This window comes from Dermacoccus sp. UBA1591, from assembly GCF_002322065.1.
Classification (GTDB): Bacteria; Actinomycetota; Actinomycetes; order Actinomycetales; family Dermatophilaceae; genus Dermacoccus; species Dermacoccus nishinomiyaensis.
On record NZ_DCNR01000003.1, the window covers coordinates 29497 to 48409 of the forward strand.

Annotated in this window: 16 protein-coding genes, 1 tRNA gene and 1 riboswitch; of the genes, 8 read left to right on the forward strand and 9 right to left on the reverse strand. The window is 70.1% G+C overall.

Annotated elements, in window-relative coordinates:
- The first annotated feature begins 58 nt into the window (after positions 1-58).
- The 4 genes from modA to B2284_RS00450 all read left to right on the forward strand — a co-directional run bounded on the left by modA (position 59) and on the right by B2284_RS00450 (position 3804).
- Positions 59-859 (forward strand): molybdate ABC transporter substrate-binding protein, encoded by an 801-nt coding sequence (gene modA / locus B2284_RS00435; protein ID WP_006943714.1) that lies wholly within the window; start codon positions 59-61, stop codon positions 857-859.
- Position 860: 1 nt separating this feature from the next.
- Positions 861-1685, forward strand: a complete 825-nt coding sequence (gene modB / locus B2284_RS00440) for a molybdate ABC transporter permease subunit (protein ID WP_313956482.1) — start codon at positions 861-863, stop codon at positions 1683-1685.
- Complete coding sequence (locus B2284_RS00445; protein ID WP_235006213.1) at positions 1682-2791, forward strand: ABC transporter ATP-binding protein; 1110 nt, start codon at positions 1682-1684, stop codon at positions 2789-2791. Before modB ends, B2284_RS00445 begins: the two co-directional genes overlap by 4 nt.
- Positions 2792-3012: 221 nt before the next feature.
- A complete protein-coding gene (locus B2284_RS00450; RefSeq protein WP_006943715.1) occupies positions 3013-3804 on the forward strand; it encodes an SDR family NAD(P)-dependent oxidoreductase in 792 nt (263 codons plus the stop codon).
- On the opposite strand, the gene B2284_RS00455 is transcribed toward B2284_RS00450, so the two are convergent.
- Together B2284_RS00455 and B2284_RS00460 are read right to left on the reverse strand one after the other, a co-directional pair.
- Positions 3764-4645: a phosphatase PAP2 family protein gene (locus tag B2284_RS00455; protein WP_050786425.1), complete on the reverse strand. Its 882-nt coding sequence runs from the start codon at positions 4643-4645 to the stop codon at positions 3764-3766. The genes B2284_RS00450 and B2284_RS00455 overlap by 41 nt on opposite strands.
- Positions 4646-4735: 90 nt before the next feature.
- On the reverse strand, positions 4736-5050 hold the full coding sequence (locus B2284_RS00460; RefSeq protein ID WP_006943710.1) for a hypothetical protein: 315 nt from the start codon (positions 5048-5050) through the stop codon (positions 4736-4738).
- 85 nt (positions 5051-5135) lie between these two features.
- Here B2284_RS00460 and B2284_RS00465 point away from each other — a divergent pair.
- Positions 5136-5208 (forward strand) — tRNA-Thr (locus B2284_RS00465).
- 96 nt (positions 5209-5304) lie between these two features.
- Here B2284_RS00465 and B2284_RS00470 read toward each other — a convergent pair.
- From B2284_RS00470 to B2284_RS00480, 3 genes are all read right to left on the reverse strand, one after another.
- Entirely contained in the window at positions 5305-6051 is a 747-nt protein-coding gene (locus B2284_RS00470; protein WP_006943724.1) for a transglycosylase family protein, read from the reverse strand.
- An 8-nt stretch (positions 6052-6059) separates the two neighbouring features.
- Positions 6060-6206: riboswitch (cyclic di-AMP (ydaO/yuaA leader) on the reverse strand.
- Positions 6207-6388: 182 nt separating this feature from the next.
- Positions 6389-7936, reverse strand: coding sequence for a threonine/serine exporter family protein (locus B2284_RS00475; RefSeq protein ID WP_286697070.1), 1548 nt, complete (start codon positions 7934-7936; stop codon positions 6389-6391).
- Positions 7937-8006: 70 nt separating this feature from the next.
- The gene (locus tag B2284_RS00480; RefSeq protein ID WP_286697071.1) at positions 8007-9881 is read right to left on the reverse strand and encodes a serine/threonine-protein kinase; all 1875 of its coding nucleotides are present in this window, start codon (positions 9879-9881) and stop codon (positions 8007-8009) included.
- A gap of 173 nt (positions 9882-10054) precedes the next feature.
- Between B2284_RS00480 and B2284_RS00485 the strand changes: the two genes are divergently transcribed.
- Positions 10055-11470: an alpha,alpha-trehalose-phosphate synthase (UDP-forming) gene (locus tag B2284_RS00485; RefSeq protein ID WP_006943725.1), complete on the forward strand. Its 1416-nt coding sequence runs from the start codon at positions 10055-10057 to the stop codon at positions 11468-11470.
- Positions 11467-12351, forward strand: a complete 885-nt coding sequence (otsB, locus tag B2284_RS00490; protein WP_006943712.1) for a trehalose-phosphatase — start codon at positions 11467-11469, stop codon at positions 12349-12351. Before B2284_RS00485 ends, otsB begins: the two co-directional genes overlap by 4 nt.
- On the opposite strand, the gene B2284_RS00495 is transcribed toward otsB, so the two are convergent.
- The 4 genes from B2284_RS00495 to B2284_RS00510 all read right to left on the reverse strand — a co-directional run bounded on the left by B2284_RS00495 (position 12326) and on the right by B2284_RS00510 (position 17453).
- Positions 12326-13381, reverse strand: a complete 1056-nt coding sequence (locus B2284_RS00495; RefSeq protein ID WP_286697072.1) for a LacI family DNA-binding transcriptional regulator — start codon at positions 13379-13381, stop codon at positions 12326-12328. The two genes, otsB and B2284_RS00495, sit on opposite strands and share 26 nt — an antisense overlap.
- A gap of 34 nt (positions 13382-13415) precedes the next feature.
- Positions 13416-14360 carry a sugar ABC transporter permease gene (locus tag B2284_RS00500; protein ID WP_006946432.1) on the reverse strand — a complete coding sequence of 315 codons (945 nt, stop codon included), beginning with the start codon at positions 14358-14360 and terminating at the stop codon, positions 13416-13418.
- Complete coding sequence (locus B2284_RS00505) at positions 14360-15979, reverse strand: ABC transporter permease subunit (protein WP_253184106.1); 1620 nt, start codon at positions 15977-15979, stop codon at positions 14360-14362. The genes B2284_RS00500 and B2284_RS00505 overlap by 1 nt, the downstream gene beginning before the upstream one ends.
- A 136-nt stretch (positions 15980-16115) precedes the next feature.
- Positions 16116-17453, reverse strand: coding sequence for a sugar ABC transporter substrate-binding protein (locus B2284_RS00510; protein ID WP_040014906.1), 1338 nt, complete (start codon positions 17451-17453; stop codon positions 16116-16118).
- 328 nt (positions 17454-17781) lie between these two features.
- On the opposite strand from B2284_RS00510, the gene B2284_RS00515 reads away from it, so the two are divergent.
- On the forward strand, positions 17782-18852 hold the full coding sequence (locus B2284_RS00515) for an ABC transporter ATP-binding protein (RefSeq protein ID WP_006946417.1): 1071 nt from the start codon (positions 17782-17784) through the stop codon (positions 18850-18852).
- The last annotated feature ends 61 nt before the right edge of the window (positions 18853-18913 follow it).

Consider the following 18913-nt stretch of genomic DNA (forward strand, 5'->3'; position numbering starts at 1 on the left):
GCGTCCTCGCCCCGAGAACCGATCCGATCAGCCGACCGAGAGACAGAAGGCCACGAGGATGAATCGTTCCCTCACGACGGCGACCGCCGCCACCGCATCCGCCGCCGTGCTGGGTCTGTCCGGCTGCGGCGGGTCGAGCAGCACGAACTCGTCGGGCTCGAACGCCGCCGGCAGCTCCTCGGCCACGGCGAGCTCGAGCAAGACCATCACCGTCCTCGCCGCGGCCTCGCTCACCGAGAGCTTCACCAAGCTCGCCGAGGACTTCGAGAAGAACCACCCCGGCGTCGAGATCAAGATGAGCTTCGCAGGCAGCCAGGACATCGTGCGCCAACTCAAGGGTGGTGCACCGGCCGACGTCGTCGCCATGGCCGACACGACGACGCCCAAGACGATGCCGGCCGACATCACGCAGGGCAAGACCTGGACCGACTTCGCGACGAACGAACTCGAGATCGCGACGCCCAAGGGCAACCCGGGCCACGTCACCGACCTCGCGAGCCTCGCGAAGGTCAGCACCGTGCTGTGCGCCAAGACCGTGCCGTGCGGGCGCGCCGCCGACAAGGCGCTGGCGAAGGCGAACGTCCACGCGCACGTCGTCAGTTACGAGCAGAACGTCAAGTCGACGCTCGCGAAGGTCTCCTCCGGTGACGCGGACGCCGCGGTCGTGTACCGCACGGACGTCAAGGCCGCCGGTGACAAGGTGACGGGCGTCGATATCGCGTCCGGCTCGAACGTCAAGACGACGCTGCCGATCGCGACGTGGAGCAACAACGAGTACGCCAAGCAGTTCGTGCAGCTCATCACCGGCGCCGAGGGCCGCAAGGTGCTGAGCGACGCCGGGTTCGGCTCGCCGAGCTGACGTGAGCGCCCCCAGCGCCAGCAGAACGAGCCCCACCCGCCGCGCCCCCGATGCCGGCGGTGTGGTGCTCGGGGTGTTCGCAGCGGTCGCGGTCGCGTTCGTCGTCGTCCCGCTCGTTGCGCTGCTGCTGGAGGTGCGCTGGTCGCACTTCGCCGCCGACCTGCAGACCGCCGGCACACGCGAAGCTCTCCTGCTGTCGCTTCGCACCACGACGACGACGGCAGCCCTGTCCGCACTGTTCGGCACCCCTCTCGCCTGGTGGCTCTCACGCCTGCGGGGGCGTGCCGCCGCGTGGCTGCGGGCGCTCGTCACGGTCCCCCTCGTGCTGCCGCCCGTCGTCGCCGGTGTCGCCCTGCTCGACGCGTGGGGGCGCGGCGGCCTCATCGGCACGGTGCTGCAGGACAGCTTCGGCACGTCGCTGCCCTACTCGTGGGTGCGCGTCGTGCTGGCCGAGACGTTCGTCGCGATGCCGTTCTTCGTCGTCGCCGCCGAAGGCGCGTTCCGCGGCATCGACGCTCGGTGGGCGCGCACCGCCACCGTGCTCGGCGCGAGCCGCTGGTACACGCTGCGCCGCGTCCTCATCCCGATGGCGGCGCCCGGCCTGCTCGCGGGGTTGACGCTCTCCTGGGCACGCGCTCTCGGTGAGTTCGGTGCGACGATGACCTTCGCCGGCAGCTTCCCCGGCACGACCCAGACGGGCCCCCTCGCGGTGTATCAGGCGCTCGACATCAGTCAGGACGCCGCCACCGCCCTCGCGGCCCTCATGCTCGGCATCTGCCTCGTCGTGCTCGCCTTGCTGCGCGGACGCTGGAGCGGTGTGCGATGAACCCGTCTTTCTCGCCCGAACCGCCTGAGACGCCCGAACCGGAGGGGTTGAGCTTCGCCGGCACGATGCGGCGCGGCTCGTTCGAGCTCGAGGCCGCGTTCACGTGCGCTCCGGGCGAGGTGCTCGGGGTGCTCGGCCCCAACGGCAGCGGCAAGTCGACGCTCGTGGCCGGCATCAGCGGCCTCGAACATCTCACGAGCGGTGAGCTGCGCGTCGGGGAAGCCTGTTGGGACGACGGGCGCGGTCACGCCGTGCCCCCCGGCCGCCGTCAGGTGGGTCTCATGACCGCGGCGGGCGACATCTTCGGCCATCTCGACGCCCTCGAGAACGTCGCGTTCGGGCTGCGGGCGCGGGGCGTATCGCGCTCCGCCGCGCGCCGTCGTGCGCGGCAGGAGCTCGAGCAGGTGGGCATCGCCGACCTCGCGAGCCGCCGTCCGCACGAGTTGTCGTCAGGCCAGGCACAACGCGTCGCTCTGGCCCGTGCACTGGCCCTCGCCCCTCGGGTGCTGCTGCTCGACGAGCCGCTCTCGGCCATCGACCAGAGCGGCCGCGACGAGTTGCGCGCGCTGCTCGGCGAGCGCCTCGCGCGCACCGACGCCGTCACCCTGCTCGTCACCCACGACCCGCTGGAGGCACTGACGCTCGCCGACCGGCTGCTGTTCCTCGAAGCCGGGCGCGTGACGCAGCTCGCCCCGCCGCAGGAGGTCGTGCGCTATCCGCGCACGGCGTTCGCCGCCCGCGTCGTCGGCCTCAACCTGTGGCGAGGGACGAGCGACGGTCGCGCCATCACGACACCGGGTGGCGCCCGCATCATGGCCGCCGACGTGCCGCCGTCGGGCGAGCGGGCGTTCGCGGCCTTCGCGCCGACCGCGGTCTCGCTGTGGCGCGAGGTGCCCGCCGGATCGCCTCGCAACACCTGGCCGCTCGTCGTGCAGCAGATCGAGCACACCGGGACGTCGGCCCGCGTGCACCTGCGGGGTGACGCAGGCGTCGCGGCCGATCTCGTGGCCGACGTGACGCTCGAGGCCGTCACCGAACTCGGCCTGCACCGCGGCTCGCACGTCGCAGCGAGCGTCAAGGCCACCGACGTCACGCTGTACCGCTGACCCCTCAGCGCGCGAGCTCCTCCTGCCCTCCTGCACCATCGCGACGGCCTCGCCCGACCCTGTTGCGCCCAGATGCACCCGGGTGCTCTTGCACGCAGGTGCATCTGGGCGCACGGAGGCGGGGCCGCCGCGTCGTCGGAGCGACACGACGAGCCAGGCGCCGCGGGAACGAGGGTGACCCACCCCACATTTCATTCGCACCGCTCGTTAGAGTGCGTCACATGAAGATCACGCAGCACACCGTCGCTCTCATCTCCGGTGCCGGCTCGGGCCTCGGCGAGGCCACCGCCCGCCGCCTGCACGCCGACGGCGCGGCCGTCGTCATCGCCGACCTACCGAGTTCGAACGGCCAGGCCGTCGCCGACGACCTGGGCGAGCGCGCCCTGTTCGTCCCCACCGACGTGCGCGACGAGGAGCAGGTGCGCCAGGGCGTCAACGCCGCCGCCGAACTCGGTGAGCTGCGCATCGCCGTCGCCTGCGCCGGGGTCGGCACCCCGGGGCGCGTGCTCGGCAAGAACGGCGTCCACGCGCTCGAGAAGTACCGCACCGTCATCGACATCAACCTCGTCGGCACCTTCAACCTGCTGCGTCTGGCCGCCGAGGCGATGGTCGCGAACGAGCCCTCCCCCACCGACGACGGCGCACCGGACGCGCACGGTGACCGCGGCGTCATCGTCATGACGGCCAGCGCCGCCGCCTACGACGGCCAGATCGGTCAGGCGGCCTACGCCTCGAGCAAGGGCGGCATCGTCGGGCTGACGCTCCCCGCCGCGCGCGACCTCGCCGACAGCCACATCCGCGTCATGACGATCGCGCCCGGCACGATGGAGACGCCGATGCTCGCGGGGCTGCCGGAAGCGGCGCGCGAATCGCTCGGCAAGGTCGTGCCGCACCCCTCGCGCCTCGGCCGCCCGAGCGAGTACGCGGCACTCGTCGAGCACATCGTCGCGAACCCGCTGCTCAACGGTGAGGTCATTCGTCTCGACGGTGCGCTGCGTATGCCGCCGAAGTGAACCCCGGGTCCTCGTCCCAGATCTTCACCTCGGCCCCGCGCAGCAGGTTGACGTACAGAAGACCGAAACAGAAGAGTGCGATGCCACCGACGACGTCGAGGACGAAGTGGTTGCCCGTCGCCATGACGTCCCAGTACGTGACGAGCGGGTAGAGCCAGGCGGCGCGGGCCCACACGGGCCGGCGCCGCTTCCACGTGTCGTACACGACGTAGGCGACCCAGGTGGACCAGGCGCAGTGCAGGCTCGGCATCGCGGCGTACAGGTTGGCCGATTGCGACGGGTCACGCGCGAGGCGACCGCCCATGATGTTGTAGACGGCGTTGACGTCGATCATGCCGTCGACGGCGAACCGGGGCGGGGCCATCGGCAGCAACCAGAACACGAGCAGGCTGGGCAGCGTCATCGCGATGAGCAACCGTCTGAGGCGCCGGAACCCGTCCGGGTTCATCCACCAGGCCCACGCGAGCGCGATGGGCACCGTCGCGAGCACCATGCCGTAGTAGTACCCGGCGCCCTGCGCGAGGACGGGCACCTCGGCGAGCGATGAGTTGAGCCATCGTTCGATGTCGATGCGCAGCCACTGCTCCAGGTCGAACAGGCGGTGCGCATGCCGGACCGACTCGTCGTGCTCTCCGCGGATGTGCTCCTGCGCGAACGTGAAGTACTGGAAGAACATCCAGAACAGGAACAACTCGATGAGTAGCGCTGGGCGGCCACCGAGCGGGCGCACGAGCGCCCTCACGAAGCGGGGCGGCGGCTCGGTGGTGCTCAGCGAGAAGTCGTCACGCGACGGCGTCAGGTCGCGCATCGAACGCTCGGCAGGCGTGAGGGAGTCGGGCATGCCACTCCTCACCTCGTCGCGGCCGTCGAACAAAACACGTCAGTGTATCCCCGCGCACTCGGGCAGGCCGAGCCTCGGGGGCGGGCCCGCTCAGTGGCGGTCGATCAGGACGTACGACGCCGCCGCCGACAGTGCCGCCACCCCGACGACGGACGGCCACGCGCCGATCTTCTTCGCGAGCGGGTGCGAGGCGCCGAACCCGCCGACGTACACGGCGGTCAGCGCCGCCGTCTGGGCCGCGCCGCCCTTGGCGAGCCACGTGCGGCCCGCGTACCCACCGGCGAGCGCAAGCACGACACCCCCGAGCGGACGGATGCCCGTCTCACGGGCGGTGAGGTAACCGCCGAGGAGACCGAGGGCGGCGACGGGTGCGGTTTCGACGTCTGCTGCAGGCTTGAGATTCATGCCCTCATCGTAGGTCGTCGCCCGACGGGACGGGCATCGCGACCCGCCTCGTATAAGATCACAGGGCTGCCGATACCGGCAGTGTGCTGGAGTGGCGCAATCGGTAGCGCACCTGTCTTGTAAACAGGTGGTTGTGGGTTCAAGTCCCATCTCCAGCTCTCACCGCCCGCCTGCCCGGCCAGGGCACACGACGAGGGCCCCACCGCTTCGAAGCGGTGGGGCCCTCGTCGTCGATCAGGCGATCAGACGCGCGATCAGTGGTTGTTCAGGTGCGCCTGCAGGGCGCGGACGGTGCGGGCGTTGAGGTACGTCGCGCCGTCCTGGGAGATGCCGAGCTTCGACTGCAGCGCGGCGACCGTGCGGGGGCCGATGATGCCGTCGGGCGTCGTGCCGACCGTGCGCTGGAGGGCCATCTTCGTCTGCGGGCCGACGATGCCGTCACGGTACGTGCCGACCCAGGCCTGCAGCGAGCGAGCGGTCTGGCGACCGAGGATGCCGTCGACGGCGAGCTTGCCGGACGTCGCGGCGGGAGCCTTGACGGCAGAACGAGCGGTGGAACGCGACACCTGCGTGTTCGCGGCCGCAGCGGCAGGAGCCGCAGCGGTGCTGCCACCGTTGGCGCGGGTCAGGCCACCGCGCACGGAGCACACGGGCCAGGCGCCGGGGCCCTGGACGGCGAGGGTCTTCTGGGCGATCGCGATCTGCTGCTCGCGCGTGGCGAGGTCGGCGCGAGCGGCGTACTGCGTGCCACCGAAGCCGGCCCACGTCTGCTGCGTGAACTGCAGGCCGCCGTAGAAGCCGTTGCCCGTGTTGATGTGCCAGTTGCCGCCCGCTTCACAGGCGGCGACGCGGTCCCAGACCGAACCGGCCGGTGCGGCCGAGGCGGTGGTGGCGCTCGTGACGCCGGCGCCGACGGTGGCGGCACCGACGAGGGCGACGCCCGCAGCCTTGCGACCCATGGTCGAGTCGGAGGGAGCGGAGTGCTTCGGGGTGTAACCCATGGAGGTGTTTCCTTTCCTGACGACGCCGGTGAGGTGAGCTGTCGGGTTCGAGCGGTCAGGTGCTCGGCCGGTTCGGGACCGGCTTCACCCCAAGGCACTCAACGAGTGCCACGAGTGGGTCCCCCACCCTCGTCTGCGGTTCGCACGGTGCGAATGAAGCGGCGCCCGACGAGGTTTGGCGTTGGCGCTGCCCGCGAATTCTTGGTGTGTTGAGTTGTGAGCCGCTTGGGCGACACTCACGACATCGCCACAGCGAGGAGAACGTTACGCGACCTACGTCACAAAATGTGAATCACCGCGGCCCCCGCCGTCGCCGCGCGCGAGAACACCCCGCCCGTCAGCGGCGACGAGCCCTGCGGCGCTGCACGATCGGGCGGTCGAAAGGCGCCGACAGCACGTCCCCGAGAAGCGCCCCCGTGCTCAGCGCGAGGGCGATCCCGACGGCGCCGAGCATCGTCGTCACCCCGACCCCGGACTGCGCCACGCGCGTCGCTCCGAGCAGTGAACCCGACACGGACTCGTACATGCCGCGGAAGATGCGCAGGCCGGGCAGCATCGGCGAGACCGCGGGCATGACGAGCACGAGCGCGGGGGCGCCCAGGCGCAGCGCGAGCAGTCGCGCGCAGAACCCTACGGCCGTCGCGGCCATCGCGGTCGCCGTCGTCGCGCCGAGGCCGATGGAGCTGACGAGGAACGTCACGCCGCCCACGCCCAGGGCGCCCATGACAGCCGTCGGCACGAGCATCCGGACACGCGAACGCATCGTCACGGCCGAGCAGACCGCACCGAGCGCACCGCAGGCAACCTGGAGCAGAAAAGTCGTCGACGGCGAGTCGTAACGCAGCACCCCGGGCGACTGGAGCCCGAGGTCGAGGGCGTTGTCGAGACTCAGCGTCAAGGACAACCCCGCACCGACGCCGACCGTGATGCCCGCGCAGGCGAGGATCACCGTCAACACGCGTCCGGAGGCGGTGACCGGATAGCCGGTGACGGCGTCCTCGACCGCGGACGCCATCTGACGACCGGGCAGCAGCGCGACGATGCCGCCCGAGATCGCGTACGCGAAGTCGGCCATCGTCATCGAGCCGGGCAGGTGGGTGGCGACGAACTCGCCGACGAGATGACTCTGGTGCGACATGTACGCGAGCCACGCGAGCATCGTCGAGGCGAGTCCGCCGGCGGCCGCCGAGTAGAAGCTCGGCACCCCCAGGTTGCTCAGCACGCGCCCGATGCGGTCGACGATGATCGCCGACACGAACGCGACGGCGACGGCCATCCAGCTACCACCGAGGATCGTCGCGACCGACGCGGCGAGACCACCGAACGCGACCGAGACGAGCCATCGCGGGTACAGCCGCGGCATCCGCTGGATGCGCCGCAACTGCCTCGTCGCCTCGTCGAGATCCATGCCGCCCGCGACGAGGCGCTCGACGAACTGGTGCACGGCCGTCAGTCGGGAGAAGTCACGCGTCGACGAACGGGCGACGCGCAGCATCGTCAGCGGCGGATGGCCTGGATGCGGTGACGGCGTCTGCAGCAGCAGCGCCTGGTTCGTGATGTCGACCTCGAGGCGGCGCAGCCCCGCCGATGCGGCGACGGCGACGACGCTCGACTCGACGTCACGCGTGCTCGCCCCGCAGCGCAGCAACAACTCCCCCACGCGCACGGCGATGTCGAGCGCCTTGTACTGGGCCGAGTCGTCGCTGACTCCCGCGAGGACGTTCGGGTCGCGGTAGGGAGTGTTCTTCAGCGCATCGGCGATGGGCAGCGGCTCGGTGACCGGTTCGCTGCGCAGGAACCGCATCCGCGGCGCCAGGACCGGCTGCGTGTTCTCCGAGATCGGGTTGGGCCCCGTCGTGCCGTGCTCTCGTCCGTACTGACCCATTCCCTGATCCTAGGGCGCCGAACGTGACGATCCCTCGGCGCGCGCTGTGAACGCGCTGTGGTGCATCGACTCAGCGCTGCACGCTCGGCGCGTACCGCGCCAGCGGGTCGTCGATGCCGCCCGTCAACGGGAACCACGAGATGTCGCCCTGCTGCAGGAACGAGCCGACCAGCATGAACAAGCCGAGGCCGACGGCGATGCCCGCGACGATGCGCGTCGCGTTCTGCGGCACGAGGCCGCGCACGAGCGAGCGCGAACCGCGTCGGTAGCCGACCGAACCGGCGCCTCGCCACAGCGCCAGTTGCGCGGCGCCCGCGCCGAGCACGAGCGGCAGCGCCCACCACACGCGCGGCACGCAGCCGCGCACGGCCACCCAACCGATGCCGACGAGCGCCGCGACGCAGGCGAAGACGACTGTCGGCAGGATGAGGGCGAACAGCGTCGACAGCGTCGCGCGCAAGGCGTGCCACGGCGCACTCGCGACGGCGACGGCGCCGTCGCTGCGTCGTCGTCCGGCCTCGTAGCGTCGCAGGACGGTCTGGGTGATCGTGGAGTCGCTGAAGCGCGCGGCGAGGTTCCACACGACGAGCAGCACGAGCCCGACGACGGGCACGAGCGCCGTCACGCCCAACCACAGGACGAAGATCGCCTGCAGCGTTCCCGATCGATGCGGCAGGTTGATGCGCGGGTCGTGCTCGCCCGGGCGCGACTGCGGTTTCGGCGCGAACGGAACGGGCGCGGAGCCGTATGGGCTCGGGTTGGCATACCCCTGGGCGCCCTGACGCACCGGGGCCCCCTGCTGAGCGCGTTCGGCGTCCGTTGGCCCCGCACTCAGCGGCGGCGGCGACGTCACCGGCGCGACGCGCGTGGCGTCCGGGCGGCCGAGCACAGCCGTCGCGTCGGGGCGGGGTTGCTGCGATTCGGGGCGAGTCACGCGCGGCTCTGCCGCGCGTCGCACCGGGACGTACGTCGTCGGTTCGCCGCGCGCGTACCGCTCCATCTGTTCGATGACCTGCCGGGCCGACGGTCGCTCCTGCGGCACCGGGCTGAGCGCGGCGGCGAGCAGCGGCCGCAGCCGCGCGTCGACGCCGCCGAGGTTGGCCTGACCACGCGTCACGCGGTCGAGCACCGCCGGCATCGGGCCGCGCCCGAACGGCGGCTCACCCTGCGCGGCGAAGGCGAGCGTCGCGGCCCAGCCCCACCAGTCGGTCGACGTCGACACGGGCGCACCCTCGACGAGCTCGGGCGAGAGGTAGCCGGGGGTGCCCATGACGAGGCCGGTCGACGTCAGGCGCGCGTCGTCGGCGATGTGGGCGATGCCGAAGTCGATGACGACGGGGCGCCCGTCGACCATGAGCACGTTGCCCGGCTTGAGGTCGCGGTGGACGACGCCGGCGTCATGGATGGCCTGGATGGCGACGGCCAGGTCGCGCCCGAGGCGCGCCAGCGCGTCGGGCTCGAACGGCCCGCGGCGCTTGACGACCTCGTCGAGGGGGATGCCGGGCACGTACTCGGTGGCGATGTACGGGCGCTCGCCGTACGGCTCCGCGGCGATGACGGCGGCGACGCCGGGTGTGTGGACGCGTTCCAGCGTCGCGACCTCCCGCGCGAGGCGGGTGCGCGCGTCGGGGTCGTAGGCGATGTGCGGGCGCAGCACCTTGACGGCGACCTCCCGCCCGTCCGAGCTTCGGGTGTCGAGCGCGCGGTAGACGACGCCCATGCCGCCCTCGCCGATCTTGTCGAGGATGCGGAAGTGGCCGACGACGTCCCCACCGTCGGCCGGGGTGGCCGCGTGAGCGCCCGAGCCCTGCCGTGTCCGCGTGCCCTGCGGCGCCACCTGTGTCGCGTCGTCGTGACGCTCGGGCGTCGGCGACGGCGTCGGGTGGGTGCGCCGCGGCAGACGGTGTCCGGCGCGTGTCGGCTCAGGAGGCTCCGGGGACGTCATGGCTCCACGGTAGGCCGCGCACATGACAAAGTGCTGGATCGACGCGGCCCGGCACGCCCCCGCCGCCCGCGATAGGCTCGTGACGAAGACGCGAACGGCCCCGGCGCCCCGCCGAATTCGAGCGCACGCCGCACCTGTTCGTCCCGCGCACCGATGAGCGAAGGAACTTTCCGATGAGCGAGACCTACGACTTCGTCGTCGCGGCCAACCGGCTGCCCGTCGACCGCGTGACGACGCCGGACGGCGAGTCGCAGTGGCGCCGCTCCCCCGGCGGCCTCGTCACCGCGATGGACGCCGTCATGCGTGGGCGTGACGGCGCCTGGGTCGGCTGGGCGGGCGAGCCGGGTGAGGCGCCCGAACCGTTCGACGACGGCGGCATGCACCTGCACCCGGTCGCGCTGTCGGAGCAGGAGGTCGCCGACTACTACGAGGGCCACAGCAACGACACATTGTGGCCCGTCTACCACGACGTCATCATCACGCCGACGTTCCGTCGCAGCTGGCGTTCGGTGTATCGCCGCGTCAACCGTCGCTTCGCGAACGCCTGCGCCGAGGTCGCCGCGCAGGGCGCGACGGTGTGGGTGCACGACTATCAGCTGCAGCTCGTGCCGGAGATGCTGCGCGAGATGCGCCCCGACCTGCGCATCGGCTGGTTCAACCACATCCCCTTCCCCGCCGTCGAGCTGTTCGCGCAGCTGCCCGGGCGCGAGGAGATCCTCGAGGGGCTGCTCGGCGCCGACTTCCTGGGTTTCCAGCGCACCGAGGACGCGGGCAACTTCCTGCGCGCGGTGCGTCAGTACCTCGACCTCGACGTGACGGGCGACGTCGTCGACCTCGGCGAACGTCAGGTGCGCGCAGCCGCGGTGCCGATCTCGATCGACGTCGAGGGGCTGCGCGAGATCGTCGAGTCGGATTCGGTGCAGGCGCGGGCGCGTGAGATCCGCGAGCAGCTCGGCAACCCGGAGAAGATCCTGCTGGGCGTCGATCGCCTCGACTACACGAAGGGCATCCGTCACCGCCTCAAGGCGTTCGGCGAACTGCTCGCCGACGAGCGGCTCGACCCGAGCAAGCACAAACTCATCCAGGTCGCGACGCCGAGCCGCGAGCGCGTCAAGGCGTACATGGATCTGCGCGACCAGATCGAGCTGACGGTCGGGCGTATCAACGGTGACTTCTCGAGCATCGGCGCGACGGCGCTCACGTACCTGCACCGCTCGTTCGACCGCGAGGAGATGGCGGCGATGTTCGCGGCCGCCGACATCATGCTCGTCACGCCGCTGCGCGACGGCATGAATCTCGTCGCGAAGGAGTACGTGACGTGCTGCGCCGACGACGGGGCGCTCGTGTTGTCCGAGTTCACCGGCGCCGCGACGGAGCTGAGCGACGCCTACCTGTGCAACCCGCACGACATCGCGGGTCTCAAGCAGCAGATCATGAAGGCCGTCGACGCGCCGGCGCCCCAGCGTCGTCAGCGGATGGACTCGATGCGTGCCCTCGTGAGCGAGAACTCGGTGCAGCAGTGGGCGAAGAACTACCTCGCGAGCCTCGAGGCCGCCCCGAAGGCGCCGTCGACGCAGGCCGCATCGTGACCGCGACGCCGCTGCGGCCGCCGTCACGCGAGGAGCTGGGTGCTTTCGCGCGCCGCGGTGACGTGCTCGTCGCCTCCGACTTCGACGGGGTGCTCGCGCCGATCGTCCTCGACCCCGCGAGCGCCCGCCCGCAACCGGGCACGATCGAGGCACTCAGTGCGATGGCGGCGCTACCGGGCGTGAGCGTCGCACTCGCATCGGGTCGTGACCTCGCCACCCTGCGCGCGCTGACGGGGATCGACGAGTCCTCCCCCATTGTCCTCATCGGCAGCCACGGCGCAGAGATCTCGACCACCCTCGGCTCCGCCGCCTCGGGCGGCAGCGCGCTGAGCGACGTCGAGCGCGCCGCCCTCGACGGCGCCACCCACGCGCTCGAGACGATCGCCGAACGACTGCCCGCGACACGCGTCGAGTACAAGCCGGCCGGCGTCGTCCTGCACACCCGCGGCATGGACGAGGACGAGGCCGAGCGCGCGACCTGCGCGGCGCTCGCCGTCCCGCAGGATGTCCCGGGCGTCCACGCGATGCGCGGCAAGGCCGTCGTCGAACTGTCGGTGCTCGACGTGTCGAAGGGCGCGGCACTCGCGGCCCTCGCCGCCGAGCGCAACCTGCGTGCGACGTTCTACCTGGGCGACGACGTCACCGACGAGACGGTGTTCACGACGCTGCGCGCGGGAAGCGACATCGGCGTCAAGGTCGGCGACGGCGACACCGCCGCAGCGCACCGCGTCCCCGGCTGCACCGACGTCCCGCCGCTGCTCGACGCTCTGCTCGGCGCGCTGACGAAGGCGCGGCGCGACGCGCCACGAGACGACGCCGACGTCCGAGACGACGCCGACGCCGGTAAGGGCGCCGTCAGCGCACCGGAGGCGGGCCGGTAGAGGCGCGCACGACGAGGTCGGGCGCGAGCACCAGCTCACGGGCGCACGGCGCGGCCGCTGCGAGCCCACGGATCTGGTCGAGCAGCGTGTCGACGGCGCCGTCGGCGAGCGCGGGGACGTTCTGGCGCACCGTCGTCAGCGGCGGCGAGGTGTGCTCCGTCATCGCCGAGCCGTCGAAACCGACGACGGAGATCTCCCTCGGCACGTCCAAGCCCGCGTGACGCGCTCCGCGGATGACGCCGAGCGCCATGAGGTCCGAGCCGCAGATGATGCCGCTCGCGCCCCGCGCGGTGAGCTGCGTTCCCGCGAGTTCGCCGCCCTCGACGCTGAACCACGTGTGTTCGACGAGCGCCTCGAACCCGAACTCGGCCGCGGCGTCGCGGAACGCCGTCAGCTTGCGGATCGACGGGGTGTAGCGTGCCGGCCCGACGGCCAGACCGAGCCGGCGGTGCCCCAGACTCAGCAGGTGGCTGACGGCGAGGCGCACCGCGACGTGGTCGTCCGTCGACAACGACGTGACGGCGAGGTCGTCGCGGTGGCCGTTGACGAGGACGACGGGCAGGCCCTGCGCGACGAGTTCCTGATGGCGCGCGATCGACGCCGTCGTGTCGGCGTGGCGCCCCGAGACGTGGATGAGCCCGGCGATGCCGCGTTCCAGCAACATCGACAAGTACTCATCCTCCTGCACCCCACCGGCGCTCGTCGGGCACAGGACGGCGGTGTACCCCGCTGCCGCGAGCCGCGTCGTGACGGCCTGTGCGAGCGCGGGGAAGATCGGGTTGTCGAGTTCGGGCACGACGAGGCCGATGGCGCCAGCCCCCGCGCGGCGCAGACTCGCGGGGCGTTCGTAGCCGAGGACGTCGACGGCGGTGAGGACGCTGCGGCGCGTGGCCTCGGCGACGCCGGCCTTGTTGTTGAGCACGCGCGAGACGGTCGCCTGCGAGACCCCCGCAGCAGCAGCGATCTGCTGCAGGCGCGGCGGCGATTCGTCGCCGCCGCGCCTGAGCGCCGCGTCCTCGGTGGCGCTCACGCGCCCGCTCCCGTCGCGCCGCGACGGTAGGAGTTCACTTCACCGAGCCGGTGGTGAGACCACCGATGAGCTGCTTCTGGAAGGCCAGGTACAGCGCCATGATCGGGATCGAGCTGAGCAGCGCACCAGCCGAGAACTGGCCGAACAGGGCGTTGCGGTCGTTGCCGACCGTCATGCCGTAGAGGCCGACGCCGAGGGTCTGCTTGTCGACGTCGGTGAGGAAGATGCTCGCGAGCATGAACTCGCCGAACAGGCTGACGAACGACACCATGAACACCGTGACGAGGATCGGGCGCACGAGCGGCAGCGTCAGGCTGAAGAACACGCGGGCATGCGAGGCGCCGTCGACGAACGCGGCCTCGTCGAGTTCCTTCGGAACGGTGTCGAAGTAACCCTTGAGAAGCCACACGTTCGATCCCATCGCGCCGCCCAGATAGACGAGGATGAGCCCCCACGTGGTGTTGAGGCCGAACGCGGGCATCACCTCACCGATCTTCGAGAAGGTGATGTAGAGGCCGACGAACGCGAGCAGCGCCGGAAACATCTGCAGCAGCAGCAGCGCGAGCAGCATCGCCCGGCGGCCTCGGAAGCGCAGGCGCGAGAACGCGAACGCGGAGCACGCGCCGATGAAGACGCTGAACACCGAACCGACGAGCGCGATGAGCAGCGCGTTCTTGTACCAGGTGACGAACGGTCGCGCCTCGTTGCTGAACAGGTCGGAGAAGTTGTTGAGCGAGAAGCTCGTCGGCAGCAGCGTCGAAGAACTCAGCGTCCCCGCCTTGTTGAGTGCCGCCGAGAGCAGGAACAGGATCGGGAACAGCGCGAAGGCGAGCGCGCACAGCGCGAGCAGGTGGCGCCACCACACGCCGCCACCGAGGCGCGGCGCACGAGCATGCGTGCCACCGGGAGCAGCTTCGGGCACGCCGGTCACGGCTCCCGGTTCGGGCAGGCCGGCCGCAGGGGTGTTCATGGCAGACATCAGTTGACCTCCTCGAGGGCCTTGCTGCGCAGGAAGCCGGGGAAGCTCAGGAGCGCGACGATGATGAAGATGACGACGGCGACCGCGGATGCGAGACCGAAGTTCGGGTTCGTCCCGTCGATCGCGAGACGGTACGCGTAGGTGATGAGCAGGTCGGTCGAACCGATCTGGGCGCTGTCGCCGACGAACGGCCCGCCCTTGGTCAGCAGGTAGATGAGGCCGAAGTTGTTGAAGTTGAACGCGAACGACGCGATGAGCAGGGGGCCCACCGCGACGAGCAGCAGCGGCATCGTGATGGAGCGCAGCGTCCGGATCGGGCCGGCACCGTCGATGCGTGCGGCCTCCATGACGTCACCCGGGATCGACTGCAGCGCGCCTGTGCACACGACGAACATGTAGGGGAAGCCCAGCCACAGGTTGGTCAGCAGGATGGCGGCGCGCGCGGCCCACGGGTCGCCGAACCAGTCGATGTCGAGGCCGGTCAGGTTGTTGATGAGGCCGTAGTCCTGGTTGAACATCGACGCCCACACGAGCGCGGAGACGAACACGGGCACGGCGTACGGCAGGATGAGCAGGCTGCGGTAGATGGCGCGGCCCTTGATGCGCGGGTCGTTGAGCAGCAGCGCGAGCAGCATGCCGAGCACGAAGGTCGACAGCACCGACAGGATGGCGAACGCCATGTTCCACGCGAAGATGCCGAAGAACCCCTTGCGAATCGTGTCGTTCGTCACGAGGTCGGTGTAGTTCTTGAACCCGACGCCCTGCTTCCACCCGACCGGCAGCGGGCTCGCGGAGCCGGACTGCGGCACCCAGCGTGCATCCTTCTCGACATATACCGTGCCCGTGGCGGAGTCGGTGAGGGTGTTCTTCGCCTTGTCCCACTTCAGCGTCGGCGCGCCCTCGAACGCCTGCGAGACGCCACTGGCCTTGATGCCGTGGCCGTCACTCGTCGGCACCGCGAAGTTGGCGAGGTCCTTGCGCTTGTTCGCCTCGCCGAGCTTGAGGACGCGATAGCCCTCGGCCGACTTGAGGTGGCCGATGCCCATCTCCGTCTTGCCCGTGAGCGGCTGCAACCCCTTGGCGTCACCGACGAAGTGCTTGCCCTTCTCGTCGGTCAGCAGGAAGTGCAACGGCGCGGACGTCACATCCTGGCCGTCCTTGACGGCGATCGACAGCCCGTACGTCGGCGACCCCGCGACCTGCTGGACGGAGTAGGCGATGTCCTGCTTCGTCGCCTCCTCCTTGGAGACGAGGTGGCCCTGGCCGTAGTTCGTGAACGACGTCGCGGCCGTGTACACGATGGGCCACACCTGCAGCCCGAGCAGCAGGATCAGGCCCGGGAACAGATACTTCGCGGGCACGTTGCGGCGCGTGCCGTACACGACGAGCACGGCCATCGCGACGAACGCGACACCGACGACGGCGAGGCCGTACCCCTTGTCGGCCAGCTGCGTCGCGAGATAGATGCAGAGGATGACGGTGGCCGCGACGAGCGCCCACTTGAGGATCGGCGCCCACACGGGGCTCTTGGCTGGCGGCAGACCCGACGTCTGCTCGGGGGCGGCGAGGGTCGCCATGTCCTTCTCCATCGCTCGGGGAATTCGTTCACCGGTGCTCACCGCACCAGCCTGGGGCGTGAGGCGCCTCGCGGGCGCCGTCAGGCCTGTCGTGATGGGCGTCGTCGTCGACGCTCGACGCGCCGTGAGCCGGCGACCGACGTGGTCACCGGCTCACGGGTGCGACGTGGGTGGATCGTCAGCTGCCGGCCTTGATGGCGGCCTCGATCTCCTTCTGCGCCGCATTGAAGCGGGCGTCGGGGGCTGCCTTGCCGGAGATGACGTCGGCCATCGCCTGACCCATCGGGCCCCAGACGGCATTCATCGCGGGGATGTTCGGCATGAGCTTCGCGCCCTTGCCGGCCTCGGCCCACTTCGCGACGTCGGGGTTGGACTTGATGACCTCGTCGTACGCCGCCGTCAGTGCCGGCGGACGCTTGCCGACCTCGAACAGCGCCTTCTGCGCGGCGGCGGTGGTGAGGAAGGACGCGGTGAACGTCTGAGCGACGGTCGCATTCTTCGCCTTCGAGCTGACGTAGAACATCTGCACGCCGAGGAACGGCGTCATCTTTCCGCCACCGGCGACGGTGGGCAGCGAGGAGACCTCGTACTTGATGCCGGCCTTGTCGAACGTCGGCAGCGACCACGGGCCGGTGACGATGTACGGCGCCTTCTTGTCGGCGAACAGGGCATCAGCGTTGGTCTTGTCGACGTTGGTCGACAGCACCTTCTTCTTGCCGAGCTCGGCGAGCAGGTTGGCGCCCTTGAGGCTCTCGGGCGAGTTGACGAGCAGCTTGCTCGCGTCGTAGTCGCCGTTGGCCTTCGTGCCGAAGATGCCGCCGCCGAAGCCGGTGAGGAACGGGATGCCGTGGTAGGCGTCGCCCTGCTTGCCCATTTCGAGGGAGAGGACGTTCGTCGCCTTCTTCTCGTCGACGACCTTCTGACCGGTGGAGACGAGCTCATCGATCGTCTTCGGCGCGTCCTTGACCATGTCGGTGTTGCGCACGAGCGCCATGTTCTCGACGGCGTAGGGCACGCCGTAGGACTGGTTGTTGTACTTCGTCGCGGCGATGGCCTCCTTGTTGAAGCCGGAAGCGACGTTGGCGGGGATCTGCACGGGCGCGACGGAGCCGTTGGAGACGAGCTCACCCATCCAGTCGTGAGCGCCGACGATGACGTCCGGGGCCTGGCCCGCCTTGAAGGCCGTGCCGTAGTTGCCGCGCACGTCCGTCGAGACCTGGACGGAAACCTTGACGTCGTTCTCGTCCGCGAACTGCTTCGCGAGCTTGGAGACGACGGGGGCCGCGGTGCCGTCAGCCCAGATGACGAGGTCGGCGTTGGCGTCACGCTTCGGGTCCTTGGCGTTGACGTCACTGCCGGCGGCAGCACTGCCCGACGCCTTCGCGTCGCCGGACTTCGACGAAGCCGCAGAGGTGTCGCTCTTCGACGAGTCGGACGAGGACGAGCCGCCGCCGCACGCGGAGACGGAGAGGGCGAGGACGCCCGCGAATGCGACAGCCACACTGCGCTTGGTCATGAGTGCTCCGATTGTTCAGGGCCACACCTCGAGTGTGGCCTGCTTCACAGCATGCAGCGTGTACTCAGGGTCTGCAAAGTTTTTCACGGTCACGATTTGATCAAGGAGCGTTGATCGGGTGATAGGCAGGGCCGAGCGAGCATGCAGATCGACCCACCTACCCCTCGAGACGGGGTGCTCAGATGAGCGCTACTGAAACAAATGTGCAGAAGGGCTGGTCAAGAGCCACTCCCATCAGGCATGCTGTGTGCGGCGTCACATCCGTGCGCCGCCCGTTCACAACGGATCGTCCGGCACGTTCCTGCCGGTGAGCGCTAAGGAAAACCCCATGGCAACCGTCACGTACGACAACGTCACCCTCACCTACCCCGGGGCCGATCGTCCCAGCGTCAGCGACCTCAACATCGAGATCGCCGACGGCGAGTTCCTCGTCCTCGTCGGCCCGTCGGGCTGCGGCAAGTCGACCTCGCTGCGCATGCTCGCCGGCCTGGAAGAGGTGACGAGCGGCCGCATCCTCATCGACGGACGCGACGTCACGGCGCTGTCGCCGAAGGATCGCGACGTCGCGATGGTGTTCCAGAACTACGCGCTCTACCCGCACATGAGCGTCGCTGACAACATGGGCTTCGCGCTCAAGATCGCCGGCGTCGACAAGGGCGAGATCCGCAAGCGCGTCGAGGAGGCCGCGCAGATCCTCGACCTCACGCAGTACCTCGAGCGCAAGCCGAAGGACCTGTCGGGTGGCCAGCGTCAGCGCGTCGCGATGGGTCGCGCAATCGTGCGTCAGCCGCAGGTGTTCCTCATGGACGAGCCACTGTCGAACCTCGACGCCAAGCTGCGCGTGCAGACGCGCACGCAGATCGCCGACCTGCAGCGTCGCCTCGGCGTGACGACCGTCTACGTCACCCACGATCAGGTCGAGGCCATGACGATGGGTGACCGCGTCGCCGTCCTCAAGGACGGTCTGCTGCAGCAGTGCGACACGCCGCGCAACATGTACGACCACCCGAAGAACGTCTTCGTCGCGGGCTTCATCGGCAGCCCCGCGATGAACCTGTTCGAGGTGCCGGTCAAGGACAACAAGGTGCTGCTCGGTACCGCGTCGATTCCGCTGCCCGCGGACGCCCGCCCCGGTTCGAACCGTGTCACGCTCGGCATCCGCCCGGAGGACCTCGCGCCGTCCGACGCGGGTCTCGAGGTCGACGTCGTCATGGTCGAGGAGCTCGGCGCCGACGCGTACGTCTACGGCAAGACGACCGTTGAGGGCGAGGACCAGCAGGTCATGGCCCGCGTCGACGGCCGCCGCCCCCCGATGAAGGGCGACACGCTGTACTTCGCGCCGAAGACCGATCACATCCACCTCTTCGACGTCGAGACCGGCGAGCGCATCAACGACTGAACGCGCACCCGCGAGGGGCTGACATGACGATCGAGCGGACGATGGCGAGCGGCCATCGTCC

Coding starts and splice junctions, on each gene's coding strand:
- modA (WP_006943714.1), top strand. CDS start 59: ATGAATCGTTCCCTCACGACGGCGACCGCCGCCACCGCATCCGCCGCC.
- B2284_RS00445 (WP_235006213.1), top strand. CDS start 1,682: ATGAACCCGTCTTTCTCGCCCGAACCGCCTGAGACGCCCGAACCGGAG.
- B2284_RS00450 (WP_006943715.1), top strand. CDS start 3,013: ATGAAGATCACGCAGCACACCGTCGCTCTCATCTCCGGTGCCGGCTCG.
- B2284_RS00455 (WP_050786425.1), bottom strand. CDS start 4,645: ATGCCCGACTCCCTCACGCCTGCCGAGCGTTCGATGCGCGACCTGACG.
- B2284_RS00460 (WP_006943710.1), bottom strand. CDS start 5,050: ATGAATCTCAAGCCTGCAGCAGACGTCGAAACCGCACCCGTCGCCGCC.
- B2284_RS00470 (WP_006943724.1), bottom strand. CDS start 6,051: ATGGGTTACACCCCGAAGCACTCCGCTCCCTCCGACTCGACCATGGGT.
- B2284_RS00475 (WP_286697070.1), bottom strand. CDS start 7,936: ATGGGTCAGTACGGACGAGAGCACGGCACGACGGGGCCCAACCCGATC.
- B2284_RS00480 (WP_286697071.1), bottom strand. CDS start 9,881: ATGACGTCCCCGGAGCCTCCTGAGCCGACACGCGCCGGACACCGTCTG.
- B2284_RS00485 (WP_006943725.1), top strand. CDS start 10,055: ATGAGCGAGACCTACGACTTCGTCGTCGCGGCCAACCGGCTGCCCGTC.
- B2284_RS00500 (WP_006946432.1), bottom strand. CDS start 14,360: ATGTCTGCCATGAACACCCCTGCGGCCGGCCTGCCCGAACCGGGAGCC.
- B2284_RS00510 (WP_040014906.1), bottom strand. CDS start 17,453: ATGACCAAGCGCAGTGTGGCTGTCGCATTCGCGGGCGTCCTCGCCCTC.
- B2284_RS00515 (WP_006946417.1), top strand. CDS start 17,782: ATGGCAACCGTCACGTACGACAACGTCACCCTCACCTACCCCGGGGCC.